This is a genomic window from Luteibacter sp. TLI7-4A, assembly GCF_056754745.1.
Map to the genome: position 1 here is coordinate 1,927,580 of NZ_JBPGWO010000001.1, position 21,676 is coordinate 1,949,255.

The 21,676-nt window shown below is 66.2% G+C and carries 18 protein-coding genes; 6 read left to right on the forward strand and 12 right to left on the reverse strand.

The annotated features are described in order from the left end of the window. Positions 1–613: 613 nt before the first annotated feature. The 6 genes from ACR9Y6_RS08490 to miaA form a co-directional block, all read right to left on the reverse strand. A complete protein-coding gene (locus tag ACR9Y6_RS08490; RefSeq protein ID WP_426287335.1) occupies positions 614–1,921 on the reverse strand; it encodes an adenylosuccinate synthase in 1,308 nt (435 codons plus the stop codon). Positions 1,922–1,972: 51 nt separating this feature from the next. Continuing rightward, entirely contained in the window at positions 1,973–2,842 is an 870-nt protein-coding gene (hflC, locus tag ACR9Y6_RS08495) for a protease modulator HflC (protein ID WP_371024762.1), read from the reverse strand. After that, positions 2,839–3,975, reverse strand: a complete 1,137-nt coding sequence (gene hflK / locus ACR9Y6_RS08500; RefSeq protein WP_481280893.1) for an FtsH protease activity modulator HflK — start codon at positions 3,973–3,975, stop codon at positions 2,839–2,841. Before hflK ends, hflC begins: the two co-directional genes overlap by 4 nt. A 164-nt stretch (positions 3,976–4,139) precedes the next feature. Beyond that, on the reverse strand, positions 4,140–5,447 hold the full coding sequence (hflX, locus tag ACR9Y6_RS08505; RefSeq protein WP_481280894.1) for a ribosome rescue GTPase HflX: 1,308 nt from the start codon (positions 5,445–5,447) through the stop codon (positions 4,140–4,142). A gap of 94 nt (positions 5,448–5,541) precedes the next feature. After that, positions 5,542–5,802 (reverse strand): RNA chaperone Hfq, encoded by a 261-nt coding sequence (hfq, locus tag ACR9Y6_RS08510; RefSeq protein WP_167023080.1) that lies wholly within the window; start codon positions 5,800–5,802, stop codon positions 5,542–5,544. A gap of 107 nt (positions 5,803–5,909) precedes the next feature. Next, positions 5,910–6,872 (reverse strand): tRNA (adenosine(37)-N6)-dimethylallyltransferase MiaA, encoded by a 963-nt coding sequence (gene miaA / locus ACR9Y6_RS08515; RefSeq protein WP_481280895.1) that lies wholly within the window; start codon positions 6,870–6,872, stop codon positions 5,910–5,912. Positions 6,873–7,418: 546 nt separating this feature from the next. Here miaA and ACR9Y6_RS08520 point away from each other — a divergent pair. From ACR9Y6_RS08520 to ACR9Y6_RS08535, 4 genes are read left to right on the forward strand one after another with little or no spacing between them, the layout of a single operon-like run. Beyond that, positions 7,419–8,678 (forward strand): hypothetical protein, encoded by a 1,260-nt coding sequence (locus ACR9Y6_RS08520; RefSeq protein WP_481280896.1) that lies wholly within the window; start codon positions 7,419–7,421, stop codon positions 8,676–8,678. After that, positions 8,671–9,279, forward strand: coding sequence for a HupE/UreJ family protein (locus ACR9Y6_RS08525; RefSeq protein WP_481280897.1), 609 nt, complete (start codon positions 8,671–8,673; stop codon positions 9,277–9,279). Before ACR9Y6_RS08520 ends, ACR9Y6_RS08525 begins: the two co-directional genes overlap by 8 nt. Beyond that, positions 9,276–9,497: a hypothetical protein gene (locus tag ACR9Y6_RS08530; protein ID WP_481280898.1), complete on the forward strand. Its 222-nt coding sequence runs from the start codon at positions 9,276–9,278 to the stop codon at positions 9,495–9,497. Before ACR9Y6_RS08525 ends, ACR9Y6_RS08530 begins: the two co-directional genes overlap by 4 nt. Positions 9,498–9,529: 32 nt before the next feature. Next, the gene (locus ACR9Y6_RS08535; RefSeq protein WP_481280899.1) at positions 9,530–10,342 is read left to right on the forward strand and encodes a DUF4198 domain-containing protein; all 813 of its coding nucleotides are present in this window, start codon (positions 9,530–9,532) and stop codon (positions 10,340–10,342) included. Here the strand turns inward: ACR9Y6_RS08535 and ACR9Y6_RS08540 are convergent. The 4 genes from ACR9Y6_RS08540 to ACR9Y6_RS08555 all read right to left on the reverse strand — a co-directional run bounded on the left by ACR9Y6_RS08540 (position 10,337) and on the right by ACR9Y6_RS08555 (position 16,487). After that, positions 10,337–11,320 carry an alpha/beta fold hydrolase gene (locus tag ACR9Y6_RS08540; protein ID WP_481280900.1) on the reverse strand — a complete coding sequence of 328 codons (984 nt, stop codon included), beginning with the start codon at positions 11,318–11,320 and terminating at the stop codon, positions 10,337–10,339. The genes ACR9Y6_RS08535 and ACR9Y6_RS08540 overlap by 6 nt on opposite strands. A gap of 1,000 nt (positions 11,321–12,320) precedes the next feature. After that, positions 12,321–13,172, reverse strand: coding sequence for a helix-turn-helix transcriptional regulator (locus ACR9Y6_RS08545; RefSeq protein ID WP_481280901.1), 852 nt, complete (start codon positions 13,170–13,172; stop codon positions 12,321–12,323). 43 nt (positions 13,173–13,215) lie between these two features. Next, positions 13,216–15,378, reverse strand: coding sequence for a S46 family peptidase (locus ACR9Y6_RS08550; protein WP_481280902.1), 2,163 nt, complete (start codon positions 15,376–15,378; stop codon positions 13,216–13,218). A 203-nt stretch (positions 15,379–15,581) separates the two neighbouring features. Next, positions 15,582–16,487 (reverse strand): LysR family transcriptional regulator, encoded by a 906-nt coding sequence (locus ACR9Y6_RS08555; RefSeq protein WP_481280903.1) that lies wholly within the window; start codon positions 16,485–16,487, stop codon positions 15,582–15,584. A 183-nt stretch (positions 16,488–16,670) separates the two neighbouring features. Here ACR9Y6_RS08555 and ACR9Y6_RS08560 point away from each other — a divergent pair, with 183 nt between their 5' ends. Continuing rightward, positions 16,671–17,360: a type 1 glutamine amidotransferase domain-containing protein gene (locus ACR9Y6_RS08560; protein ID WP_481280904.1), complete on the forward strand. Its 690-nt coding sequence runs from the start codon at positions 16,671–16,673 to the stop codon at positions 17,358–17,360. Positions 17,361–17,404: 44 nt separating this feature from the next. On the opposite strand, the gene ACR9Y6_RS08565 is transcribed toward ACR9Y6_RS08560, so the two are convergent. After that, positions 17,405–18,178 (reverse strand): hypothetical protein, encoded by a 774-nt coding sequence (locus ACR9Y6_RS08565; RefSeq protein ID WP_481280905.1) that lies wholly within the window; start codon positions 18,176–18,178, stop codon positions 17,405–17,407. 75 nt (positions 18,179–18,253) lie between these two features. Then, entirely contained in the window at positions 18,254–20,419 is a 2,166-nt protein-coding gene (locus ACR9Y6_RS08570) for a S46 family peptidase (protein ID WP_481280906.1), read from the reverse strand. Positions 20,420–20,591: 172 nt separating this feature from the next. Here ACR9Y6_RS08570 and tdh point away from each other — a divergent pair, with 172 nt between their 5' ends. Continuing rightward, on the forward strand, positions 20,592–21,614 hold the full coding sequence (gene tdh / locus ACR9Y6_RS08575; protein WP_481282708.1) for an L-threonine 3-dehydrogenase: 1,023 nt from the start codon (positions 20,592–20,594) through the stop codon (positions 21,612–21,614). The last annotated feature ends 62 nt before the right edge of the window (positions 21,615–21,676 follow it).

The window sequence follows — 21,676 nt, forward strand, 5'->3', positions numbered from 1 at the left end:
TCGGGTGAAACGCCCTCACGCGGGTGGGAAGCGGGCTGGCCCGCGAGTCCTCAATCCCTCCGGTGGCGAAGGAGGCCTTGCACTGATCGGGCGAGGCTTGTCACCGCTCGCTCGGTGGCGATGCATGGCCTCATTCGCTCGAAATTAGGGTGGCGAATCGCGGGCCAGCCCGCTTCCCACCCGGGTGCGGCACGCGACACGTGGCGAGCGGTGCTCTTCCCACCAACCCACCCCAGGGTCGAGAGAGCTGCCGGGCGCCACCCTCGGCGCGACATTAGGAGCCGAGGACGGACGGGCGGAGAAGGCCCGCAGGGGGCCGGCCAGGGATGGCCGGCCGTTTCCGCTGAGCCAGGAAGGCGAATCGGAAACCCCCGCCCGACCGTCCGAGCCCGAAGGGGCGCAGCCATCAAACACGGCCGCGCCAGCGGCTTTCCTTGCCCAAGGGACGGCGACTACCGTCGCGCCGAGGGTGGCGCCCGGCAGCTCCCCCGCCACGCACAAGCCCAATGCGAGGGCGAAGCCGAGCCGTGCATGCAACCGGGCCCGCTGCCGCGGGATCGCCGACAGGGTCGGCTCCCACAGGCATCCTTTCCCGGGCGAATGCCGAAAAAAATCAGCAGTTGTCGTCACCGCCGAACGGGTCGTCCAGGACGATGGTGTCGTCACGGTCGGCGCCCGTGGCGACCAGGGCCAGCTTGCAGCCCGAGAGCTCTTCCACCGCGCGCAGGTAGGCACGGGCGGCCGGCGGCAGCTTGTTCCAGTCGCGGATGCCCGCGGTGGACTCCTCCCAACCCGGGAACTCCAGATAGACCGGCTTGCACTCGGCCCAGCCGTCGGCGTCCAGCGGCGCCAGTTCACGACGCTTGCCGCGGTATTCGTACGCGATGCAGACCTTGATGCTTTCCAGCCCGTCGAGGACGTCGAGCTTGGTGATGGCGAGGCCGTCGATGCCGTTGATCTGCACCGCGCGCTTCAGCGCCACCAGGTCGATCCAGCCGCAGCGGCGCGGACGGCCCGTGCTGGCGCCGAATTCGTTGCCCTTCTTGCGCAGGAGTTCGCCCATCTCGTCGTTGAGCTCGGTCGGGAACGGACCGCCACCGACGCGCGTGGCGTACGCCTTGCAGATGCCCAGCACGTAGTCGATGTCACGCGCACCGACGCCGGTGCCGGCCAACGCGCCGCCCACCGTGGTGTTCGACGAGGTGACATAGGGATAGGTACCGTGGTCGATGTCGAGCAACGCGCCCTGCGCGCCTTCATAAAGAATATTGCCACCCTCGCGACGGACGTCGTGGAGGATGGTCGCGACGTCGTCGACCATCGGACGCAGGTACTCGCCCCAGGTGAGCGCTTCGTCGAGCACGGTCTGGTAGTCGACCGGCTCGGCCTTCAACCACTGGGTGAGCACGAAGTTGTGGTATTCCACGGCGGCCTGGACCTTCTCCGGCAGCTCGTGCGGATACATGAGGTCGGCCACGCGGATGGAACGGCGGGCGACCTTGTCCTCGTAGGCCGGACCGATGCCGCGACCGGTGGTGCCGATGGCCTTGGCGCCGGAAGCCACTTCGCGCGCCTTATCGACGGCGATGTGGTACGGCATGATCAGCGGCGTGGCCGGCGAGATCTTCAGGCGCGGACGCACGTCGACGCCCTGCTCTTCCAGTTCGGCGATCTCGCTCATCAAGGCGGCCGGCGAGAGCACGACGCCGTTGCCGATCAGGCAGAGCGCGTCGTCGCGCAGGATGCCCGACGGGATGAGGTGCAGGACGGTCTTCTTGCCCTTGATCACCAGCGTATGGCCGGCGTTGTGGCCACCCTGGAAACGCGCGACGGCGCCGACACGTTCGGTGAGGAGATCGACGATCTTGCCCTTGCCCTCGTCGCCCCATTGCGCGCCGAGAATGACGACTGACTTACCCATGTTGATGCTTCTCTTTAGTTGCGGTGCCCTGCCGGGCGATGTGGATCGGGTTCAGCGCGGACGGCCGGGGCCATCGTTGAGGTAGCGCAGGAATTCGGAATCGGGCTTCAGCACGAAGGTGCCCTTGCCGTCGGCAAAGGCCTTCCGGTAGGCCGCGAGGCTGCGGTAGAAGGCGAAGAATTCCGGGTCCTGGCTGTATGCCTGGGCATAGATGGCGGCGGCCTGCGCGTCGCCGTCGCCCTTGACCTTGGTCGCCTCGCGGTTGGCGTCGGCCAGCAGCACCAGCTTCTGGCGATCGGCGTCCGCGCGGATCGTCTCGGCACTCTCCTGCCCGGTGTAACGCAATTCGTTGGCCAGTTGCAGGCGCTCGGCACGCATGCGCTTGTACACCGAACCGCTCACCTCGTCGGGCAGGTCGATGCGCTTGATCCGCACGTCGACGATGGCGATGCCGAGGTTCTTGCGGGCCACCGAGTCGGTCTGCTGGCGCACGCGCTCGGTGATGTCCTTGCGGCCACCGGCGATCAGGTCTTCGAGCGGACGCGCGTTGAATTCATAGCGCAGCGCATCCTTCACGATCGGGGTGAGGCGCTGGATCGCCTGCACTTGTTCGCCGGAGGTCGCGCGGTAGTACGACGCGTTATCGGCGATCCGCCATTTCACGTAGAAGTCGACGTTGACGCTCTTCTTCTCCAGCGTGAAATAGCGCTCGGGCTGCGCGTCCAGGCCGAGGATGCGATTGTCGAAACGCATCACCTGCTGGACCACCGGAATCTTGAAATGCAGGCCGGGCTGGTAATCGGCACGCACGATACGGCCGAACTGCAGCAGCAGCGCGTTCTCGCCTTCCTTCACGACGAAGGCGCTGTTGAAGCCCAGGAGGACAAGGGCGACGACGATGAGGCCGGAAACGATCTTCACTGGGCGTTCCCCTGCGACGGATTCGGAGTGGCGTCGGTCGTCGTCGCGGACTGGATGACCGTGCCCACGCCCGGGACGTTGCGTACCGCGCCGTTGTTCGTCTCGACCGGCAACTGGATGATGTTCTTGCCGTTGCTGCCATCGACGACCTTCGGATTGCCGGCCATCACTTCCTCCACGGTTTCCAGCCAGAGGCGCCGGCGGGTGACATCCGGCGCGGCGCGGTATTGCTTGAGCAGCAGGTTGAAGCGCTCGACGTCGCCATTGGCGCGGGCGATGCGCTCGACGCGATCGGCCTCCGCCTCGGCGGCGATGCGCGCGGCTTCGCCACGTGCCACCGGCACCACCTGGCTCTCGTAGGCGCGGGCCTTGTTCTCTTCGCTCTGCTTGTCCTCGCGGGCGGCGTTGACGTCGTCGAAGGCGTCTTTCACTTCCTTCGGCGGCGACACGTTCTGGAAGCTGACGCCGGTGACCAGGATGCCTGCATCGTACTTGTCGAGCGTGGCCTGGAGAATGTCGCGCGTCTGCTGCTGCAGGGTTTCCTTCGCCGCCGGCGCGACGCCGGTGACGGGCGCCTGGTCCGGCGCCGGCGTGTCGACGCCCGGCGTGGTGAGGATGTTGTCCATGATGTTCGCGCCGACCACCGAGCGCACCGCGGCCTCGGCCGCGTTGTGGATGGTGTTCTCTTCGCGGTCGGCGTTCGAGTAGAGGAACTTCCGGGCGTCGGACACCTGGTACTGCACGTTGAAGTCGATCGCGATGATGTTCTCGTCGCGGGTGAGCATCGAGACGTTGTCCGAGACCGAGCGCACCTGGGTCGTTTCGACCTTGGTCACGGTCTCTACCGGGCTGGGCGCCTTGAGATGGAAACCCGGCGGCAGGATGCGCGAAAACTGGCCGAAGCGCAGCACCACGCCGACCTGGCGGGCATCGATGACCGTGTAGCTGGAGACCAGCAGCCAGGCCACGATGAAGACCAGCACGATGGCGAAGACACCGCCGCTGCCCGCGCCGAACTTGCCCAACCGGGCCCTGAGGCTCTTGATCGCCGCGTCGATGTCGGGCTTGCGCCCGCTCGACCGGTTGCGGTTCCAGGGATCCTTCTGGCCGTTACCGGGTTCGTTCCAAGCCATGGGCGACAGTCTCCTTCGGGGACCGGAGGGTGGGCGGCTGGCAAGCCTTGAGGTGGACCCGCCGCGGCGGGGGATGGACGTCGGACGCACAAGCGCCCTTCGCCGCGCCGATAGGGCACGCAAACGCTGTGAATTCTATCAGATGGGTACCGATGAGTGCTCGATCAGTAACGGGCGTGGGGTGGATCGATCAGTGCGCGCAGGGAGCCCGCGTGCACGTCGTCGCCCAACAGGGGCGCCAGCACGGATCGCGGCGCGTCGATGTCGAGGTGCCAACCGTGCTCGTCCACGGCCTCACCCGCGATCGCTCCCGCCGCCTTGAGCCGCGCATGCAGGCGTCCGGCGCTGAGAGGAAGCTCAAGACCCGCCCGGATGCGGTCGCCACCGAGCAATTCGCCCAGCGCCTCGCGCAAGCCGTCCACGCCGGCACCCGTGGCGGCCGAAAGCCAGACCTGGCGCGGCTTGCCGTCGTCGCCACGATCGATCCGCGGCGCCATGTCGACGAGGTCGACCTTGTTCATCACCGACAGCTGGGGCACGTCGCCGGCACCGATTTCCTCCAGTACCTCGTTCACCACCCGGGCCAGCAGCTCGCGCTCCTCGTCCGCGGCGTCGCTGACGTGGATCAGGAGGTCGGCGTCGCGCGCCTCGGCCAGGGTCGCGCGGAAGGCCGCGACCAGGTCATGGGGAAGCTCGCGGATGAAACCCACGGTGTCGGCGATCACCGCCGGGCCACAGGACAGGCCGTCGACCTTGCGCACGGTGGGGTCCAGGGTGGCGAACAGCTGGTCGGCCGCGTAGACGCCGCCGGTGGTCAGGGCATTGAAAAGGGTGCTCTTGCCCGCGTTGGTGTAGCCGACCAGGGCCACGCGCGGCACGGTGTTGCGCAGGCGCGCGCGGCGCTGCTGATCGCGCTGGACCTGTACCTTATCCAGACGCTTGGTCAGCATCTTCACGCGCTCGGCGAGCAAGCGACGGTCGGTTTCCAGCTGGGTTTCGCCCGGGCCGCGGTTGCCGATGGCACCGCCGCGCTGGGCGTCCAGGTGGGTCCAGCCGCGCACCAGGCGCGTGGCCAGGTGCTTCAGCTGGGCGAGTTCGACCTCGAGCTTGCCTTCGTGCGAGCGAGCGCGCTGGGCGAAGATGTCCAGGATCAGTCCGGCGCGATCCACCACCCGGGTCTTGAGGTGCTTTTCGAGGTTGCGCTCCTGCACCGGGCTGAGCACGTGGTCGACCAGGACGAGGTCGGCCTCGAGCGCACGAACGGCTTCGGCGACTTCCTCCGCCTTGCCACTACCGATGTAGAAACGGGGATTCGGCACGACGACGCGGGCCGAAATGCTGGCGAGGATCTCGGCACCGGCCGAAGCGACCAGTTCGGCGAATTCCTCGCCACGGCGGATCGCGTCGCCCTCGCCCCGCGAATGCGGCAGCACCAGGATGGCCCGATCGCCTTTCTTTTGTCTATCGAACACTTAGGGGAATCACCTCATGGAAAAAGAAGGGGCGCACGCAGCCGGAAGCATACGCGCACCCACTCACTCCTATATGGGACAAAGCCAGGGCCCCTCAACCCTCGCCGTCACCCGATGCCGCATCGCCGTGGTTCTCGTGCCCGCCGACCCGGACGTTCCGGCTCGGCACCACCGTCGAAATGGCGTGCTTGTACACCATCTGGCTCACCTGGTTGCGCAGGAGCACCACGAACTGGTCGAACGACTCGATCGTGCCTTGCAGCTTGATGCCGTTCACCAGGTAAATGGCGACCGGCACGCGCTCGCGCCGCAGCGCATTCAGAAACGGATCCTGCAACGATTGCCCTTTGGACATTCTTCTTCTCCCCTACGCCTCTCGTACGGGTCCGGGTAAAAAACGCCTTGCGACGCCCCAGCCCAAGTGTCTTGAATCTTAACTGCTTTTAAACGCCCGCTGGTAGCTTAAGATCGTGACGATCTCGGCATTCCGACGAACTGTTCCACCGCACGCGCGGCCTCGGGCAACGGATCCCCCCGGTCCGGGTCGAACGTACGCGCGTCGAACTCGCCACGCAGCCAGGTGATCTGGCGTTTGGCGAGTTGACGAGTGGCATAGATACCACGGTTGCGGAAGTCCGTGGCATCCCCCTGGCCATCCAGGTACTCCCAGGCCTGCCGGTAGCCGACCGCGCGGATCGCCGGCAGGTCCGGATGGAGGTCGCCACGGGCCCTCAGGCGGCGAACCTCGTCGAGGAAGCCCTCGGCCAGCATGGCATCGAAGCGGAGCGCGATGCGCTCGTGCAAGGGCTTCCGGTCCACCGGCAGCAACGCGAGCTTGAGGACCCTCCAGGGAAAGCGGATCGCCGTGCCGCCCTGTTGCAACTCGCTCAGGGGGCGCCCGCTGAGTGCCATGACCTCCAGCGCGCGCTGGATCCGTTGCGCGTCGCCTGGCCGAATCCGCGCACCCGCCACCGGATCGAGGGCGGCCATGCGGGCGTGCATGGCCGCCCAACCGATGGACCCGGCCTCGGCCGCGAGCCGTTCACGCAACGCCGGATCGGCCTCGGGCAGGTCGGACAAGCCACGCTGAAGGGCGCGGAAGTAAAGCCCGGTCCCGCCGACCAGAAGCGGCACCCTCCCCTCGCCGGTGATGCGCTGCATCGCCGCCAACGCGTCCTCACGGAAGTCCGCCGCCGAATAAGGTTGCGCGGGATCGCGGATGTCGACCAGGGCATGCGGGTAGCGAGCGAGCGTGGCGGCATCGGGCTTCGCCGAACCGATATCCAGGCCGCGATAGACCAGCGCCGAATCGACACTCACCAACCCGACGGGAAAGCGATCCGCCAGCGCGCAGGCGAGTGCCGTCTTGCCCGATGCGGTCGGGCCCATCAGGAAGACGGCAAGGGGGCGATTGTCGAAAATCATGCACGCGGTGGGCGATCGAACGATCGCAAGGTTAGCGCACCCGGGCGACATGCGGTGATAACGGCGGCCAAGGTTTGACCAGCGCGACGCAAGTGCACGCCACGCAAGGGGCAAGCGCAGTTATCCACACGGTTATGCAGCGATTACCCACACCAGCTGTGGATATCGTCGCAGTCACGGATGACCATCGCCCTGGTCAGTTCTTGAGCAGCGCAACGCAAGTCCATGCCACCAAAGGACGGAATGGAGTTGTCCACATGCTTATGCAGTGAGTATCCACACACGCTGTGGATATCGCGATGCGCTTCCGGCGTGCGTGGTCACGAAGTGATCAGCACGACGCAAGTGGTCGCCACGCATGGGCGAATCGGACTTGTCCACACGGTTATGCATCGAGTATCCACACGGCGTGTGGATATGTCGTGCCATGCGTCTTCAGAAGGAAGTCCGAGGACCAGACCACGCCGTGCGGATCGCTAAAGATTCCGACAGCCGCCGATAACGGGTTCGGGTGTACTGCCACCAGTCCATTCTGGTACGGCTCCCATGCGAAACCTGCGTCTTCCCCTCGCCATCGTGTCGCTCGTCGCGGCGACCATTTCCCTCGTGCAGGCCTCCAGCGCCTACGCCTCGGACCACCTCGATACACCCACGGTCGCCGCCGATCCGCGCGCGGACATCGGCGACATCTACGCCTGGACATCCTCGGACGGCCATCACCTGAACCTGGTCATGACGATCGTCGGCCATAGCTTCTCCGACGCCATCGGCTACACCTTCCACGTCGACAGCGGCAAGGCCTTCGGCGCCACGACCAGGACCACCGATGTGACCTGTCGCTTCAGTGCCTCGTATGTCGGCGAATGCAGCGTCGCCGACGAGCACGCCGGAGGCCTGGTCGACTCGACGGATGGCTTCGCGTCCCATAGCGGGCGCCTCAGGGTATTCGCAGGCCGCCGCGACGATCCCTTCTTCAACAACGTGAAGGGTTCCCGGAGCGCGTTCGACGTGGCGGCGCGTGCGCTCGAACACGGAACGCCCGTCGACGCCGACGGATTTCCGCAGTTCGACGCCGCCACGGTGGCGTCGATCCGCAAGGAGTGGCACCAGACCGACGGTGGCCCGGGCCAGAACTTCCTCGCGGGATGGATACCTGCATGCATCGTCGTGACAGTGGATCTCGGACTGGTGAACGGTGGCGGCCCGCTGCTCGCGGTGTGGGGAGAGACCGCATCGCCGCACGGCCGCATCGACCGCGCAGGCCGCCCGCTCACAGGCAACGCCTTGCTGTCGCCACTCGACGAAGCCCGGGGCGACCGCCTCAAGGAACGTTACAACCGCGCCGAACCGGCACGCGCCGCGCAATTCATCGGAGACATCCAGCGCACGCTCGGCCTCTACGATGGCTACGACGGCGTGCGCGGTAATCAGTGGCTCGCGGACATGCACGCGGCGCCGGGGCTGCGCTATCGCCGGTTGGCGACGTTGCTGGCCGACGATCGGTTATGGGTGAACAGCGCGTCGACGAGGTGCACGACACTCTTCGCCGTGGAGTTGGCCCGGCTCTCCGGTCGCCACGATCTCGCCGCCGACTGCGGCGGCCGTACGCCGAACTACGATGCGTCGAACATCTACCGGTCATTGCTCGCGGCGGGCGACCTCGGCCGCATCGACGACGGCGTCCATCGCGACGATCGCACCCATTCCACGACGCGATTCCCGTTCCTCGCAGCGGCAGCCGACGCCCGTCCCGCGCACGCCGCACCCACCACGGCATCGAGCGCCGCGGCCGACTACCATGAATGACCCGCGCGCTTCGTTCGTCGTCCTCGTCTGCATGGCGGTGTCGACGTTGTCGTACGCCAACCCCGCCATCGCGCATGCCGGCACCGGCTTGGCGGGCGGCTTCGGTGCCGGTTTCGCGCACCCCTTCGGCGGCATGGATCACCTGCTCGCCATGGTGTCGGTGGGACTATGGGGCGCCGTGCTCGGCGAACCTCTGGTGTACCTGTTGCCGATGGTCTTTCCCGGCGTGATGGTGCTGGGTGCGATGCTCGGCATGGCCGGCGTGCCGTTGCCACCGGTGGAATGGGGCATCGCGCTTTCGGTGTGCGCGCTCGGCCTTTGCATCGCCTGCGCACTCCGGCCCGGCGTGGGCATGGCGATGATCGTCGTCGCCGTGTTCGGCCTCTTCCATGGGTACGCACATGGCAAGGAACTGCCTTCAGCGGCGGACCCGATCGGCTACAGCACGGGGTTCGTACTGGCGACGGGCTCGCTGCACATCCTGGGCATCGGGCTCGGCGTGGCCGCGCGATGGCCGCGGGGCATGCTGGCATTGCGCGCTATCGGCATCGGCATCGCCGTGACGGGTGCGCATTTCATCATGCAGGCCGCCAGGGCATGAACGGGATGCACGCGTCGCTAGCGGCTCTTTCGCTCGCCGTCGGCCTCGTGGTGGCGCTGACCAGCGTGATCGTGGCTCGTCACCAGCCATCGAAGTACCGCGGCATGCGCATGGCATTGCGGGTCGTGGCGAGTTGGTTCCTCGCGATCGCCCTGCTCGTCGCGACGCTCTCGTTCTTACCCGTCACCCCGGGCTACGAGCCCGATCACCTCGAATAGGCCTGGCCATGTCTCGTCATCGTTCATCGCCCATGGGCCGTCGCTGCCTGTCGATGCTGCTACTCGCCACGGGCGCGGTACACGCCCACGATTTCTGGGTACAGCCACAAGCGTTCCAGGTACGGGCCGCCCAAGCGACGCCGCTCACGCTACAGGTCGGCCATGGGCCCTACCGCCAGCGTTCGCCCATCGCGCCGCAACGCATCGTGCGCTTCCAGGTCTTCGGGCCGTCGGACCAGCGCGTGGACCTTCGCGGTGCGCTACACCTGGGAGACGTGACCGGTGACGGTGACGTCGCGCTGCCGCGCGCCGGCACTTACCTCGTCGCATTGGAAACCGACAACGGCGCGCAGAGCCATCTTCCGTCGTTGCGCTTCAACGATTACCTGACGGTGGAAGGCCTGACGCCGGCGCTGGAACGGCGTCGGCGGGACGATCGCATGGACGTGGACGAGACGGAAATCTACAGCCGTCATGCGAAGGTGATCATGCAAGCCGGTCTGTTCGATGCCACGGCACAAGCCACCGTGACGGCACCTCTGGGCCTCGCGCTTGAAATCGTTCCCGACGTCAATCCCTACGCCCTGCCCCGCTCTCGCACGCTACCTGTGCGCGTCCTCTATCGGGGGCATGCCCTTCCAGGCGCCACGGTGAAATTCACGAACCTCGATCACGACGACGCACCCGTCGAGGTGCACGTTACCGACGCGGCGGGCCGGGCGTCCTTCGCCATGCCCACCTCGGGACGCTGGTTGCTCAACACGATCTGGATACGCGCCCTGCCGACGGATGCCGAGGCCGACTATGAAACGGACTTCTCCAGCCTCAGTTTCGGGTTCCTATGACACCGCCCAGAGTCGCCGGGCCTCGGCGGCGATGACATCGGGAAATTCTTCGGGGAAGAAGAGTTTCCCGTTCGGTATGCGGCGCACGCCGTGCGAGTGCTTGAATGCACGGTCGAGGTACTCCGCGCCCGCGGGCGAGAAGATGGGATCGGCCATGCCCCACACGACACGCATCGGTACGGGACTGCGGGCGAGTTTCGGGCCGATGCCCGCCAGCGAGTTTTCCTCCAGCGCCAGCGCATAGGCGTGCGTGCGCCCGGGATGCGCCACCAGGGGTGCCAGGTACATGTCGATGGCTTCGTCGGTGGGATGACCGGGATACGTGAAGGTCATGCCACCCAAGCCCTCGGGCGAGCGCGCCAGCGCCTTGTCCGCCAGCCATGGCCGCAACCAGCGATCGACGTACGTGCCTTCGTGCGACATGGCGATCACCGGCGCCATCGCCGGAGGTGGGCATTCGTGTTCGGTATCGCAGTTGGTCAGCAACAGGCTGCGTACGCGTTGCGGATAGCGTGTCGCCAACAGCTGCGCGACCGCGCCGCCGCTGTCGTTCGCCACGACATCGAACCGGGCGATGCCGAGGCTGTCCATGAAAGCCACCAGCATGTCCGCTTGTGCCACGGGCGCCACGCTTTGGCCCGGGGCCACCTCGGTGTATCCGAGGCCGAGGAAGTCGGGTGCGATGCAGCGACGGACGCCCGCCAGCCGTGGCAGCACGCCACGCCACTGGAACCCGTTGAGCGGAAAGCCGTGCAGGAAGAGCGCGGCGTCACCGCTTCCTTGTTCGACGTAGGCGATGTTGCCGAACGACGTACGGGCGAATGTCCTCGCCGCGTTGAACCGCCGCGCGTCCATGTCCTCGTTCAAGGCCATCCGGCCCATGCCGGGTGCGCACGCCGCCACCACGCCGGCCGCCAGCGTTCCCGCGGCTAGCTTCATGAAAGAACGGCGGTCGATGCCGATATGCCCATTACCCACGACGATGTCTCCTTTGCTGCCCACCCAACGGGGCTGGTGAAGCAGACCATGCCGCCGACTCTACGGCTGTCGGAAAATTTAGGTTCTTGCGCGTTATGTACTGTATCGGGCTCGGCTTCGCCCTCGCATTCGTCGTGTGCGTGGCGGGGGAGCTGCCGGGCGCCACCCTCGGCGCGACGGTAGTCGCCGTCCCTTGGGCAAGGATGCCGCTGCGCGGCCGTGTTTGATGGCTGCGCCCCGGCGGGCTCGGACGGTCGGGCGGGGGTTTCCGATTCGCCCTCCTGGCTCAGCGGAAACGGCCGGCCGTCCCTGGCCGGCCCCCTGCGGGCCTTGTCCGCCCGCCCGTCCTCGGCTCCTAATGTCGCGCCGAGGGTGGCGCCCGGCAGCTCTCTCGACCCTGGGGTGGGTTGGTGGGAAAGAGCGACGCTCGCCACGTGTCGCGTGCCGCACCCGGGTGGGAAGCGGGCTGGCCCGCGAGTCCTCAACCCCTCCGGTAGCGAAGGAGGCCTTGCGATGATCGGGCGAGGCGTGTCACCGCTCGCTCGGTTGCGATGCACGGCCTCATTCGCTCGAAACAGGGTGGCGAATCGCGGGCCAGCCCGCTTCCCACCCGCGTGGGGGGTCACACGGAGAGGGCATCCACCCGAGTCGCGGGCGTTGCTTGTGCCACGCAACACCTCAGTGCCTGGGAGAGCCGTCGGCCGCCACCCTCGTCGCGACTTGTGGAACCGAGGAGCGACGGGCGAAAAGGCCCGTCAGGGGGCCGGCCTGGACGGCCGGCCGTTTCCGCCGAGCCATGGAAGGCGAGTCGGAAACCCCGCCCGGCGCGACGGGCGCGACGGGGCGCCAGCCATAAGACATGGCCGCGCAGCGGCTTCCTTTCCCGAGCGACGGTGTAACCGGAGCGACGAGGGTGGCGGCCGACGGCTCTGCCCCACGCCGCCCGCTGCCGCGGGATCGCCGGCAGGGTCGGGGCTCCCACCGGGAAATTCAGTGGCCGTCAGGCGCGACGGGCCGAGCGGCGGAAATCCGCGGGGGATTGGCCATAGGCTTGGCGAAACACGGCCGTGAAATGGCTGTGGCTGGAAAAACCCAGGTCCGCCGCGAGGGCCGAGAGATCGTCTTGCGTGGCCATCAGGTCCAGCGCACGGGCCAGGCGGAGCCGCAACTGGTAGCGATACAGCGGCATGCCTTCCACGCGCTGGAACACCTGGGTGAGATACACCGGCGACGCGCCTATTTCCGCACCGACGTCGGCCAACGACCAGCGACGCGACACGTCGCTGGCCAGCAACACCTTCACCCGGTCGGCCAGGCGCCGCTGGCCCTGCGTGGCCTCCGGTGCGTGCGAGGTCCGCGGGCCGAGGCTGCGGCCGACCAGGTTCAGCAACAGGGTCTCCGCCTCCAGCGGTTCCATCGTCCCCTGCTCCAACCTGTGCCGGAGCAAGGCCACCATGGCCTGGGCGCCGGGATCGATGCGCCGATGATGGGCGCGGAAACCGGATACCGGTCCCTGCTCCAGCAAGCTGGCAGGAGCGAGTTCCTCCAGCAGAGGCGCGGCCACCTGGACCGAAAGACTGGCGTCGCTTCCCTCCACCGGATGAGCGATCCGGTAGCCCTCGTCGGCATTGAAGAACACCACGTGGTTGGCGTCGGCGACGGCCTGGTCGCTGCCAACGTGGCGCACGTAGAGCCCGCGGTAAGGGAACACGAGGTAGGTGGACGCCGCGCATTCCTCGGGGCCGCGATGCGCGCACCCGCCGTGGCAGACCACGTTGCGCACGGAAACGCTCGCCGTTTCCAGCGACGCGTTTACGCTGAGTTCGTTCGCGGTGGGGTCGGACCGGGCCATGGCCGCGAGGATCGCACAGGCGTGCGGTCCCCGCGACTGCCGGTCATTTCGCTGGAACGCCCATCTCCTTCAGGAGATTGTCGGCGTGATCGAGGTGGTGCATCACCCACAACATGTAGCGCACGTCGACCTGGATCGAGCGGTTGAGCTTCGGGTTGAACAGCCAGTCGCCGCTGACCGACTCCCAGTTGCCGTCGAAGGCGAGGCCGACGAGACGGCCCTGCGCGTCGAGCGAAGGCGAGCCCGAGTTACCCCCGGTGATGTCGAGGTCGGCGAGGAAGTCGACCGGCAGCGTGCCGAGCTTCTTCGACGCGTAGCCATCGAAGGCCTTCGCCTTGATCGCATCGATCTCGGCCTTGGGTGCGTTGAACGGCTCTTCGCCGGTGTTCTTCTCGACGATGCCCTCGGCCGTGGTGAAGGGCGCGTAGCTCACGCCGTCACGCGGAGCGACGCCTTGCACGTTGCCGAAGGTCACCCGAAGCGAGCTGTTGGCATCCGGATACACCGGCAGGCCCTGCGACTCCTTCCACGCGATGATCGCCTGCATGTAGCGTGGACGCAGCCGGGCCAGTTCGCCATCCTGGGCCTCTTCTTCGTTTTCGATCTTCTTCAACTCGGGCAGCACCGCATTGGCCAGCTTCAGCATGCTGTCGTCGCTCGCGGCGATCGCCTTCTTGTCGGCCTTGAACCACTTCATGCGCTCGGCCGTGTCGCCGAGCTTGCTGCCCTTGTAGAGCGCCGACACCTTGCCCTGGATGGCCGAACGCGTCGATGCGCCGGCGAGCCAGGTATCGAGCGCCGGCAGGCGCTGGTCCTTCGGCAAGCCGACGTAACGAACGAGTGCGTTGACCAGCAAGTCCTGGTCGGTCTTCGCGTCGTAGCGGCGTTCCATCTGCTTCAGCGCGCCCTCGATGCGTACCTCGTCGCGCTGCTGGTAACCCGCCTCGCGTTCCATGTCCGGCTTGGTGCGTTCGTCGGCGAGACGGGCAAGGCGTACACCGCTGGCGAAGAGCTGGGTGCGCGAGATGAGGGCGAGGTCGACATCGCGCTCGCGGGTGGCCTGGTAGGTGGCGAGCTTGGCCTTGAGTTCGGCGATGTCGACGACGAGTGCCTGGTTCTCCGCGCCGCCCTGCTTCTTCAACCATGCGTCGAGATCGGCTTCCTGCTTCTGCTTCACCGCGACCGCATCGGCGCGGCGCAGGCCCTCCAGCTGGCCGCCGAAGTTCTTCAAGTAATTGTTCAGGCCGGCGACGAGGCTGGCGTATTTCACCGTGACGTCGGGGTTGACCTTGCCGTTCGCCGCGATGGTGTCGAGTTGCTCCTGGTAGAGCTTGATCTGGGTCGGGTACTGCCAGTCGATCGCGCTGCTCACCTCCTGGGCGAGACGGTACCGGTTCGTCCTGCCCGGGTAGCCCACGACCATCACATAGTCGCCTTCCTCCACGCCTTGCGGGTTGAGCTTGATGACGTGCCTGGGATGGTAGGGCACGTTGTCCTTGGCATACGTGGCCGACTTGCCGTCCTTCGACACATAGGCGCGCAGGTAACTGAAGTCGCCGGTGTGGCGTGGCCACATCCAGTTGTCGACATCGCCGCCGAACTTGCCGATGGACTCGGGCGGTGCGTAAACCAGGCGCACGTCCTTGATTTCGAGCTGCCTGATCAGCTGATAGCTGTAGCCGCCGTGGAAGGTGTACACATCGCAACGATATCCGTCGGTCTCGCACTCCTTCACCAGCGTCTTCTTGGCGAGATCGATGGCGTCGTAGCGTTGCTGGCCGGTCATCGCCGGGGTGAGCTTCGCGGTCACGTCCCGGCTGACGTCACGGATCTCTTCGGTGACGAAGACGCGCATGTCGGGCGAACCGGGCAGTTCCTCCGCGAAGGTCTTCGCGAGGAAGCCCTGCTCGATGAGGTTCTTTTCCTTCGTGGAGTTGTACTGCAGTGCGCCGTAGCCGCAATGGTGATTGGTGACGACCAGGCCATCGGGCGAAACGAAGGAGGCCGTGCAGCCGCCGAGGCTCACGATGGCACCCATGGGATAGGCGGTGAGGTCGGTGAGCGTGGTCGGATCGAGCTTCAGGCCATGCTGTTTCAGCATGGTGGCGATCTTCGGCAACTGGGCCGGCTGCCACATGCCTTCGACGGCATGGGCGGCGGGGATGAGGCCTGCCGCGAGGGCGGTAGCCAGTAGGGCTCGGCGCATGATGGATCTCCTTTGGTTTTCCGGGCGCGCGCTGGGCGGTGGGGATCGCCGACAGGGTCGGCTCCCACCAAGCTGCGATACTGAAGTAATTGTTATAATGTAACGCCAATCCTGGCGAATCGCGCTCCGGCGCGTACGTGCCGGAGGTCACGCTTGTGTCCTCGACCCTGACAACTCGCCCATCGCTCCTTTCTGAACGTCTGCTAGAACCCGCCCGTCGCGCATAAGTGTTCGATCAATGAGCGCGTCGCCGTCGATTGGCGCCGATGTGGCGCATAGACCACGGAGAAGGGCCGCGTGCGGCCGCGCAGCCGCGGCAGCACTTCGACCAGGGCGCCGGAGCGGATCCGCTCCGCGGCAATGAAGTCGTAGGTCTGCGCGATGCCCATGCCGGCGGTGGCCAGCGAGGCCGTGCCGAGCACGTCGTCCGAAATCCGGAGGCGGTCCGGGGGCGTCCATTCGATGTCCGTTTCCTCGTACCGCAACGACCAGGCCGCGATGCGTCCCGTGCGCGGCATGACGAACGACAGGCAGTCGTGCGCCTGCAGTTCCTCCAGGGATGAAGGGGCGCCCTTGCGCGCGAGGTACGCCGGCGAGACTACGAGGCAAAGCGCGGCATCCTCCAACTTGCGCACGACCAGGCCGCTGTCGGGGAATTGCCCCATGCGGATGGCCAGATCGAATCCTTCCGCTACGAGGTCGACGTTGCGATTGGTGATGTTCACTTCCACTTGCACATCCGGGTGCAATTCGGTGAAACGGGCCAGCAGGCGCGGCAGGCGGTAATGGCCATAGCTGGTGGGCGCACTGAGACGCACTTGCCCGGTCAGCTGGCTGGCAGCGCCCTGTGCATCCCGTTCGGCATCACCGAGCATGGCGAAGGCTGCGCGCACTTGCTCCAGGTATTGCCGTCCAGCGTCCGTCAGGCTCAGGCGACGGGTCGTTCGGCGCAGCAGCTGGTTGCCCAGTCGCGTTTCCAGCCTGACCACCGCACGGCTCAGCACTGACGCCGTCGTGGAGAGTGCGGCCGCACCGGCCGTGAACGAGCCGTGGTCGGCCACGGCAACGAAGGCTTCCACGTCGTCCAGGTAGTCGAACCGGCGTCCCATCTTGTCTCCTTGAGAACTAATGATTGTCCAGCATGCCGGTTTATCGCCTTCATGGGGATCAATAGAGTGCTCTCCATTCCCTTCAGGAGTCCAGCGATGAAACGACTGCTAGCCCCTCTCCTCCTGCTAACCATGAGCGCCCTCGCCTTTGCCGGCACCTCCCAGACCCAAGGAGTCCATCCCATGAAGCCGTCCAGCCAACTCAAGCCCGTCCTGTTCGTCGTCACCAGCCACGGCATCAAGGGCAGCACCGGCCAGCCCACTGGCTATTACCTCGGCGAAGTGACCCATCCGCTCGCCGAGCTGAAGGATGCAGGCATCCCGGTCGAATTCGCATCCATCCAGGGCGGCGAGCCGCCGGTCGATGGCCTGGAACTCGGCGACAAGATCAATGCCCGTTTCTGGAACGACGCATCGTTCCGCGAAGCCATGAAACACACCCTCAAGCTCGACCAGGTCGACCCGTCGCGGTATTCGGCCATCTATTTCGCCGGTGGCCACGGCGCGATGTGGGACTTCCCCGCCAGCCCCGACGTGGCGCGCGTCACTCAGGCCATCTATGAGCGAGGCGGTATCGTCGCCGCCGTTTGCCACGGTCCCGCGGCGCTGGTCAACGTCAAGCTCGCCGACGGCAGCTATCTCGTCGCCGGCAAGCACGTTAGTGCATTTACCAATGAAGAAGAGAACGCCGTGGGCCTGTCCGACGTCGTGCCCTTCCTGCTCGCCGACAAGCTCAAGGAAGTCGGCGCGCTGCACGAAGCGGCGCCGATGTGGACCAGCAAGGTCGTCGTGGATGGCCGCCTGATCACCGGACAGAACCCGCAGTCGGCTTCGGGCGTGGGGGCGGCGATCCGCGATGCGCTTCTGAAATAAGCGCTGGACGTTTCTTGTGCCACCCTGGTGCACCCGCGACGACGCTATCGCCCGATGAACTCCAGGACGCGCGATACGAACGCTTCGTCCTGGCCGGCAAAGCCATGATGGGCGCTGAACCGGCAAGGATTCTCATCGTCATCCTTGCCGCCGCTCATCCAGGCAACCTCGACGCGGCTGCCTCCCCACTGTTGGAAGGGAGCCACACCCGCGGGATGGGTCCAACGGCAGTGATCGTCGCGATGATGGAGCACCAGCGTCCGAGGCAGCAGCGCCGGTGATTTCAGCAAGGAAACCACACTGTCCCCTGGCCCCGATGCCTCGCTGAGGAAGCCGGAGGACAGCACCAGCCTGTCCGGTCTGGCACCTTGCGCCAGACCTTCCGCCGCGCGCTGCGTCCCCTTGCTGGTCGCGACGACGATCACCGGGCGTTTCAGCCCGGCCATATAGTCGACAGCGCCGGCAAGATTCGCTCCCAGGTCGACCAGCAAGACGTTGTAGCCCCCACGCACGAAAGCATCGCGATTGCGAATCAGAACGTTGTCGGCGGCATCGGTGAACCGTGCGCCGGCCATGACATTCAGCCGGCCATCGCCACCCGTCAGCAGAAGCATGCTTCCCTTGGGATCGCGGGCGCGGATAAGAATGTTCTTCACGCCGCCGATGGCGATGGTTTCTCCGCCGTCGACCGTGACGGCTTCTTGAGCATTCGGCTGGACATCCATCGCGACAGCCTTGCCGTGCACGGATGCCACCGCGATGGCTGCAAAGCCAAGCAGCCGTCCAGCCCTTCCCAGAAGATCAAATGTCGGTGCCATGCATTCCCATTCGGTTGGATGTCGAGATATTCAGTTCGCTGTGGAGCGGCGGCGGGGCGCGGACGAATCAGCTGCTTAAATTGATCGTCTACCAGCCGGAACGCCCAGTTCGCGCAGCAGGGAGGGCGACGGGTACACCTTGTCGATCAGCCAGCGCATGTAGCGCATGTCGACATGGATGGCGCGCTTGTAGCGCGGGTCGTACATCCAGCTGGCGCTGACCGCTTCCCAGTTGCTGTCGAAGTTGAGGCCGACCAGTTCGCCCTTCGCGTTCAACACCGGCGAACCCGAGTTGCCCCCCGTGGTGTCGAGGTTGCTCAGGAAGTCGACCGGCATGGCGCCTGACTTCGGATCGGCGTATCCAGCGAAATCGCCCTTCCGGATGGCGTCGAGCAACGGCTTCGGCGCGTCGAAGGGCTCCTTGCCTGTGTTCTTCTCGACGATGCCGGCGACCGTGGTCAATGGGGCATAGGTGACCGCGTCGCGGGCCATCAAGGGGGTGACCTTGCCGTAGCTGACGCGCAGGGTCGCATTGGCATCGGGGTATACTGCCTTGCCCTGCTTCTCGCGGTAAGCGATCAGGGCCTGCATGTAGGCGGGACGCAGGCGCAACAGATCGCCTTCGCGGGCCTTGCGCTCGTCCTCGATGCGCAGCAAGGCGGGACGCAGGATGCGTGCCGCCACCAACAGCGCGTCGCCACTCTTTTCGATCTCCGCCGGGGCGGCGGTGAACAGCCGCAGGCGCTCGGCTTCGTCGCCGAACTTCGTCGCGGCATAGAGGCGATCCAGCGCTTGCGCGAGTTCGGTGGGCGTGCGGCCGAACACCTTGTCCACTTCGGGAAGCCGCTGGGCATCGGGCAGTCGCTGGTAGCGAAGCATCAGCGACGTCACCAGTGCCTTCTCCACGCGCGGATCGTATCGGCGCTGCACCTGCTTCAGCTGGCTCCGGATCAGTTCCTCGTCGCGCTTCTGGTAGCCCGTCTCGCGCGCCGCGTCCGCCTTGGGCCGCTCCACGGAAAGACGATCGACTGCCAGGGCGCCACGCATGAGCTGGGTCTGCGTGGAAAGCAGCCCGACCAGCAGGTCACGCTCGCGCACGTCCTTGCCCTGGGCGATCAGGGTCATGACCTGATCGATTTCCGGTTTCAACGCCTTCCCGTCGGGCTGCCCCGCGAGCCACGACAACATCGCGGTTTCGTCGTCGCGGCGGATGGCGACGGCGTCGCTACGCTGCAAGCCTTCCAGTTCGCCGCTGAATCGCTTGATCCCGTTCTTCAGCGTTTGCAGTTGCGACGCATAACGAATGCCGGCTTCCTTGTCGGCCTTGCCCTGGGCTTCGATCACGTCCTGGAGTGCCTTCAGCACGGCCACCGACGTCGGCAGCCGCCATTCCACCTGGTCGGCGAACTCGGCCGCCGTGCGATGGCGATAGGTGATGCCGGGATAGCCGGCGAGCATCACGAAGTCGCCTTCGGCGACGCCGTCGGTGGCGAGCTTGAGGTGCGAGGGCGGATGGTAAGGCACGTTGTCCGGCGAATAATCGGCCGGCTTGCCGTCGCGCCCGACGTAGGCGCGCAGGATGGTGAAATCGCCCGCGTGGCGTGGCCAGACGAAGTTGTCGATCTCGTCGCCGTAGTTGCCGATCGCGCGTGGCGGCGCGTAGACGAGGCGGATGTCACGCAGTTCCAGTTGTTTCACGAGGTAGAAATCGCGCCCGTAGAACATGTTGGCGACGCTGCACTTGATGCCCTCTTCGGTCTCGCATTCGGCCACCAGCGCCTTGCTCGCGGCATCGACGGCATCGTAATAGGCCCGGCCCGTCTTGCCCCTGGCCTGCGCCAGGATGCGATCGGTGACCTTGTCGAAACCGACCGTGACGCGAAGCCGGTAGTCGGGGTTGGCCGGCAGTTCGCCGGCGCGATCCGGTGCCACGTAGCCATCGGCGATGAGGTCGCGTTCCGGCTTCGAGTTGTACTGGATGACGCCGAAGGCCACGTGGTGGTTGGTGACCACCAGGCCGTCGGCCGAGACGAAGGAACCCGTCCCGCCGCCCACCTTGACCACCGCGTTGAGCGGCGCACGGGTCAGGTCGGCGAGGTCCTTCGGATCGCCAAGGAAGCCGGCATCCTTGAGGTTCTTCGCAATTCCGGGCAGTTGCGAGGGCAACCACATGCCCTCGTCGGCTTTCGCGTCCAGCGCCAGCGCCATGGCGGCTCCCAGCATCATCGAGCGGATTCGCATGTTTCGTCGTCCCCTGTGGGTCGTGCAGAGCGTCCCGACCATAGAGGCCCAGCGGGCCACTGGCAATGGCGCGACGCACCACGATCCGGGGCCGGTGCGGCTTATAATGCCGGTTTAGGTCCGCGCCGCGGGCCTCCCCCGCACGGAACCCACGAGCCCCATGCAGCAGACGATGAAGGCGCTGGTCAAGCGCAAGCCCGAGCAAGGTATCTGGATGGAAGAAGTTCCGGTGCCGCAGGCCGGCCCGAACGAAGTCCTGATCAAGATCGAGAAGACCGCCATCTGCGGCACCGACCTGCACATCTACAAGTGGGACGAGTGGTCCCAGCGCACGATCACGCCCGGCCTCACCATCGGCCACGAGTTCGTCGGCCGCATCGCGGAGATCGGGCCGGGCGTCACCGGCTACAAGGTCGGCGACCGCGTCTCGGCGGAAGGCCATATCGTCTGCGGCCATTGCCGCAACTGCCGCGCGGGGCGCCAGCACCTGTGTCCGAACACCATCGGCATCGGCGTGAACCGCAACGGTGCCTTCGCCGAGTACATGACCATGCCGGCCTCGAACCTGTGGCCGATCCCCGACCAGATTCCCTCGGAGCTGGCCGCCTTCTTCGATCCGTACGGCAACGCCGCGCATTGCGCGCTGGAGTTCGACCTGATCGGCGAGGACGTGCTGATTACCGGTGCCGGCCCGATCGGCATCATCGCCGCCGGCATCGCCAAGCATGTCGGTGCCCGCAACGTCGTGGTCACCGACGTGAACGACTATCGCCTGAAGCTGGCCGCCGACATGGGCGCCACGCGTGTGGTCAACGTGTCCAAGCAGTCGCTCAAGGACACGGTGAAGGACCTGCACATCGAAGGCTTCGACGTTGGCCTGGAGATGAGCGGCAATCCGCGTGCCTTCGGCGACATGCTCGAATGCATGTACCACGGCGGCAAGATCGCCATGCTCGGCATCATGCCGCGCGGCGCGGGGATCGACTGGGACAAGGTGATCTTCAAAGGCCTCACCCTCCAGGGCATCTACGGACGCCGCATGTACGAGACCTGGTACAAGATGACCCAGATGGTGCTGACCGGCTTCCCGCTGCAGAAGGTGCTTACGCACCAGATCGCAATCGACGACTTCCAGAAAGGCTTCGACCTGATGGACGCCGGCAACTGCGGCAAGGTCGTCTGCTCGTGGACCTGATCCACGTCGCCTGACCGCGCTCCCACCAGCGCCCCCGCCGGGTACACTGCCCCCCGGGGGCC

Coding starts and splice junctions, on each gene's coding strand:
- ACR9Y6_RS08490 (WP_426287335.1), bottom strand. CDS start 1,921: ATGGGTAAGTCAGTCGTCATTCTCGGCGCGCAATGGGGCGACGAGGGC.
- hflK (WP_481280893.1), bottom strand. CDS start 3,975: ATGGCTTGGAACGAACCCGGTAACGGCCAGAAGGATCCCTGGAACCGC.
- hfq (WP_167023080.1), bottom strand. CDS start 5,802: ATGTCCAAAGGGCAATCGTTGCAGGATCCGTTTCTGAATGCGCTGCGG.
- miaA (WP_481280895.1), bottom strand. CDS start 6,872: ATGATTTTCGACAATCGCCCCCTTGCCGTCTTCCTGATGGGCCCGACC.
- ACR9Y6_RS08520 (WP_481280896.1), top strand. CDS start 7,419: ATGCGAAACCTGCGTCTTCCCCTCGCCATCGTGTCGCTCGTCGCGGCG.
- ACR9Y6_RS08525 (WP_481280897.1), top strand. CDS start 8,671: ATGAATGACCCGCGCGCTTCGTTCGTCGTCCTCGTCTGCATGGCGGTG.
- ACR9Y6_RS08530 (WP_481280898.1), top strand. CDS start 9,276: ATGAACGGGATGCACGCGTCGCTAGCGGCTCTTTCGCTCGCCGTCGGC.
- ACR9Y6_RS08535 (WP_481280899.1), top strand. CDS start 9,530: ATGGGCCGTCGCTGCCTGTCGATGCTGCTACTCGCCACGGGCGCGGTA.
- ACR9Y6_RS08545 (WP_481280901.1), bottom strand. CDS start 13,172: ATGGCCCGGTCCGACCCCACCGCGAACGAACTCAGCGTAAACGCGTCG.
- ACR9Y6_RS08550 (WP_481280902.1), bottom strand. CDS start 15,378: ATGCGCCGAGCCCTACTGGCTACCGCCCTCGCGGCAGGCCTCATCCCC.
- ACR9Y6_RS08555 (WP_481280903.1), bottom strand. CDS start 16,487: ATGGGACGCCGGTTCGACTACCTGGACGACGTGGAAGCCTTCGTTGCC.
- ACR9Y6_RS08560 (WP_481280904.1), top strand. CDS start 16,671: ATGAAGCCGTCCAGCCAACTCAAGCCCGTCCTGTTCGTCGTCACCAGC.
- ACR9Y6_RS08565 (WP_481280905.1), bottom strand. CDS start 18,178: ATGGCACCGACATTTGATCTTCTGGGAAGGGCTGGACGGCTGCTTGGC.
- ACR9Y6_RS08570 (WP_481280906.1), bottom strand. CDS start 20,419: ATGCGAATCCGCTCGATGATGCTGGGAGCCGCCATGGCGCTGGCGCTG.
- tdh (WP_481282708.1), top strand. CDS start 20,592: ATGAAGGCGCTGGTCAAGCGCAAGCCCGAGCAAGGTATCTGGATGGAA.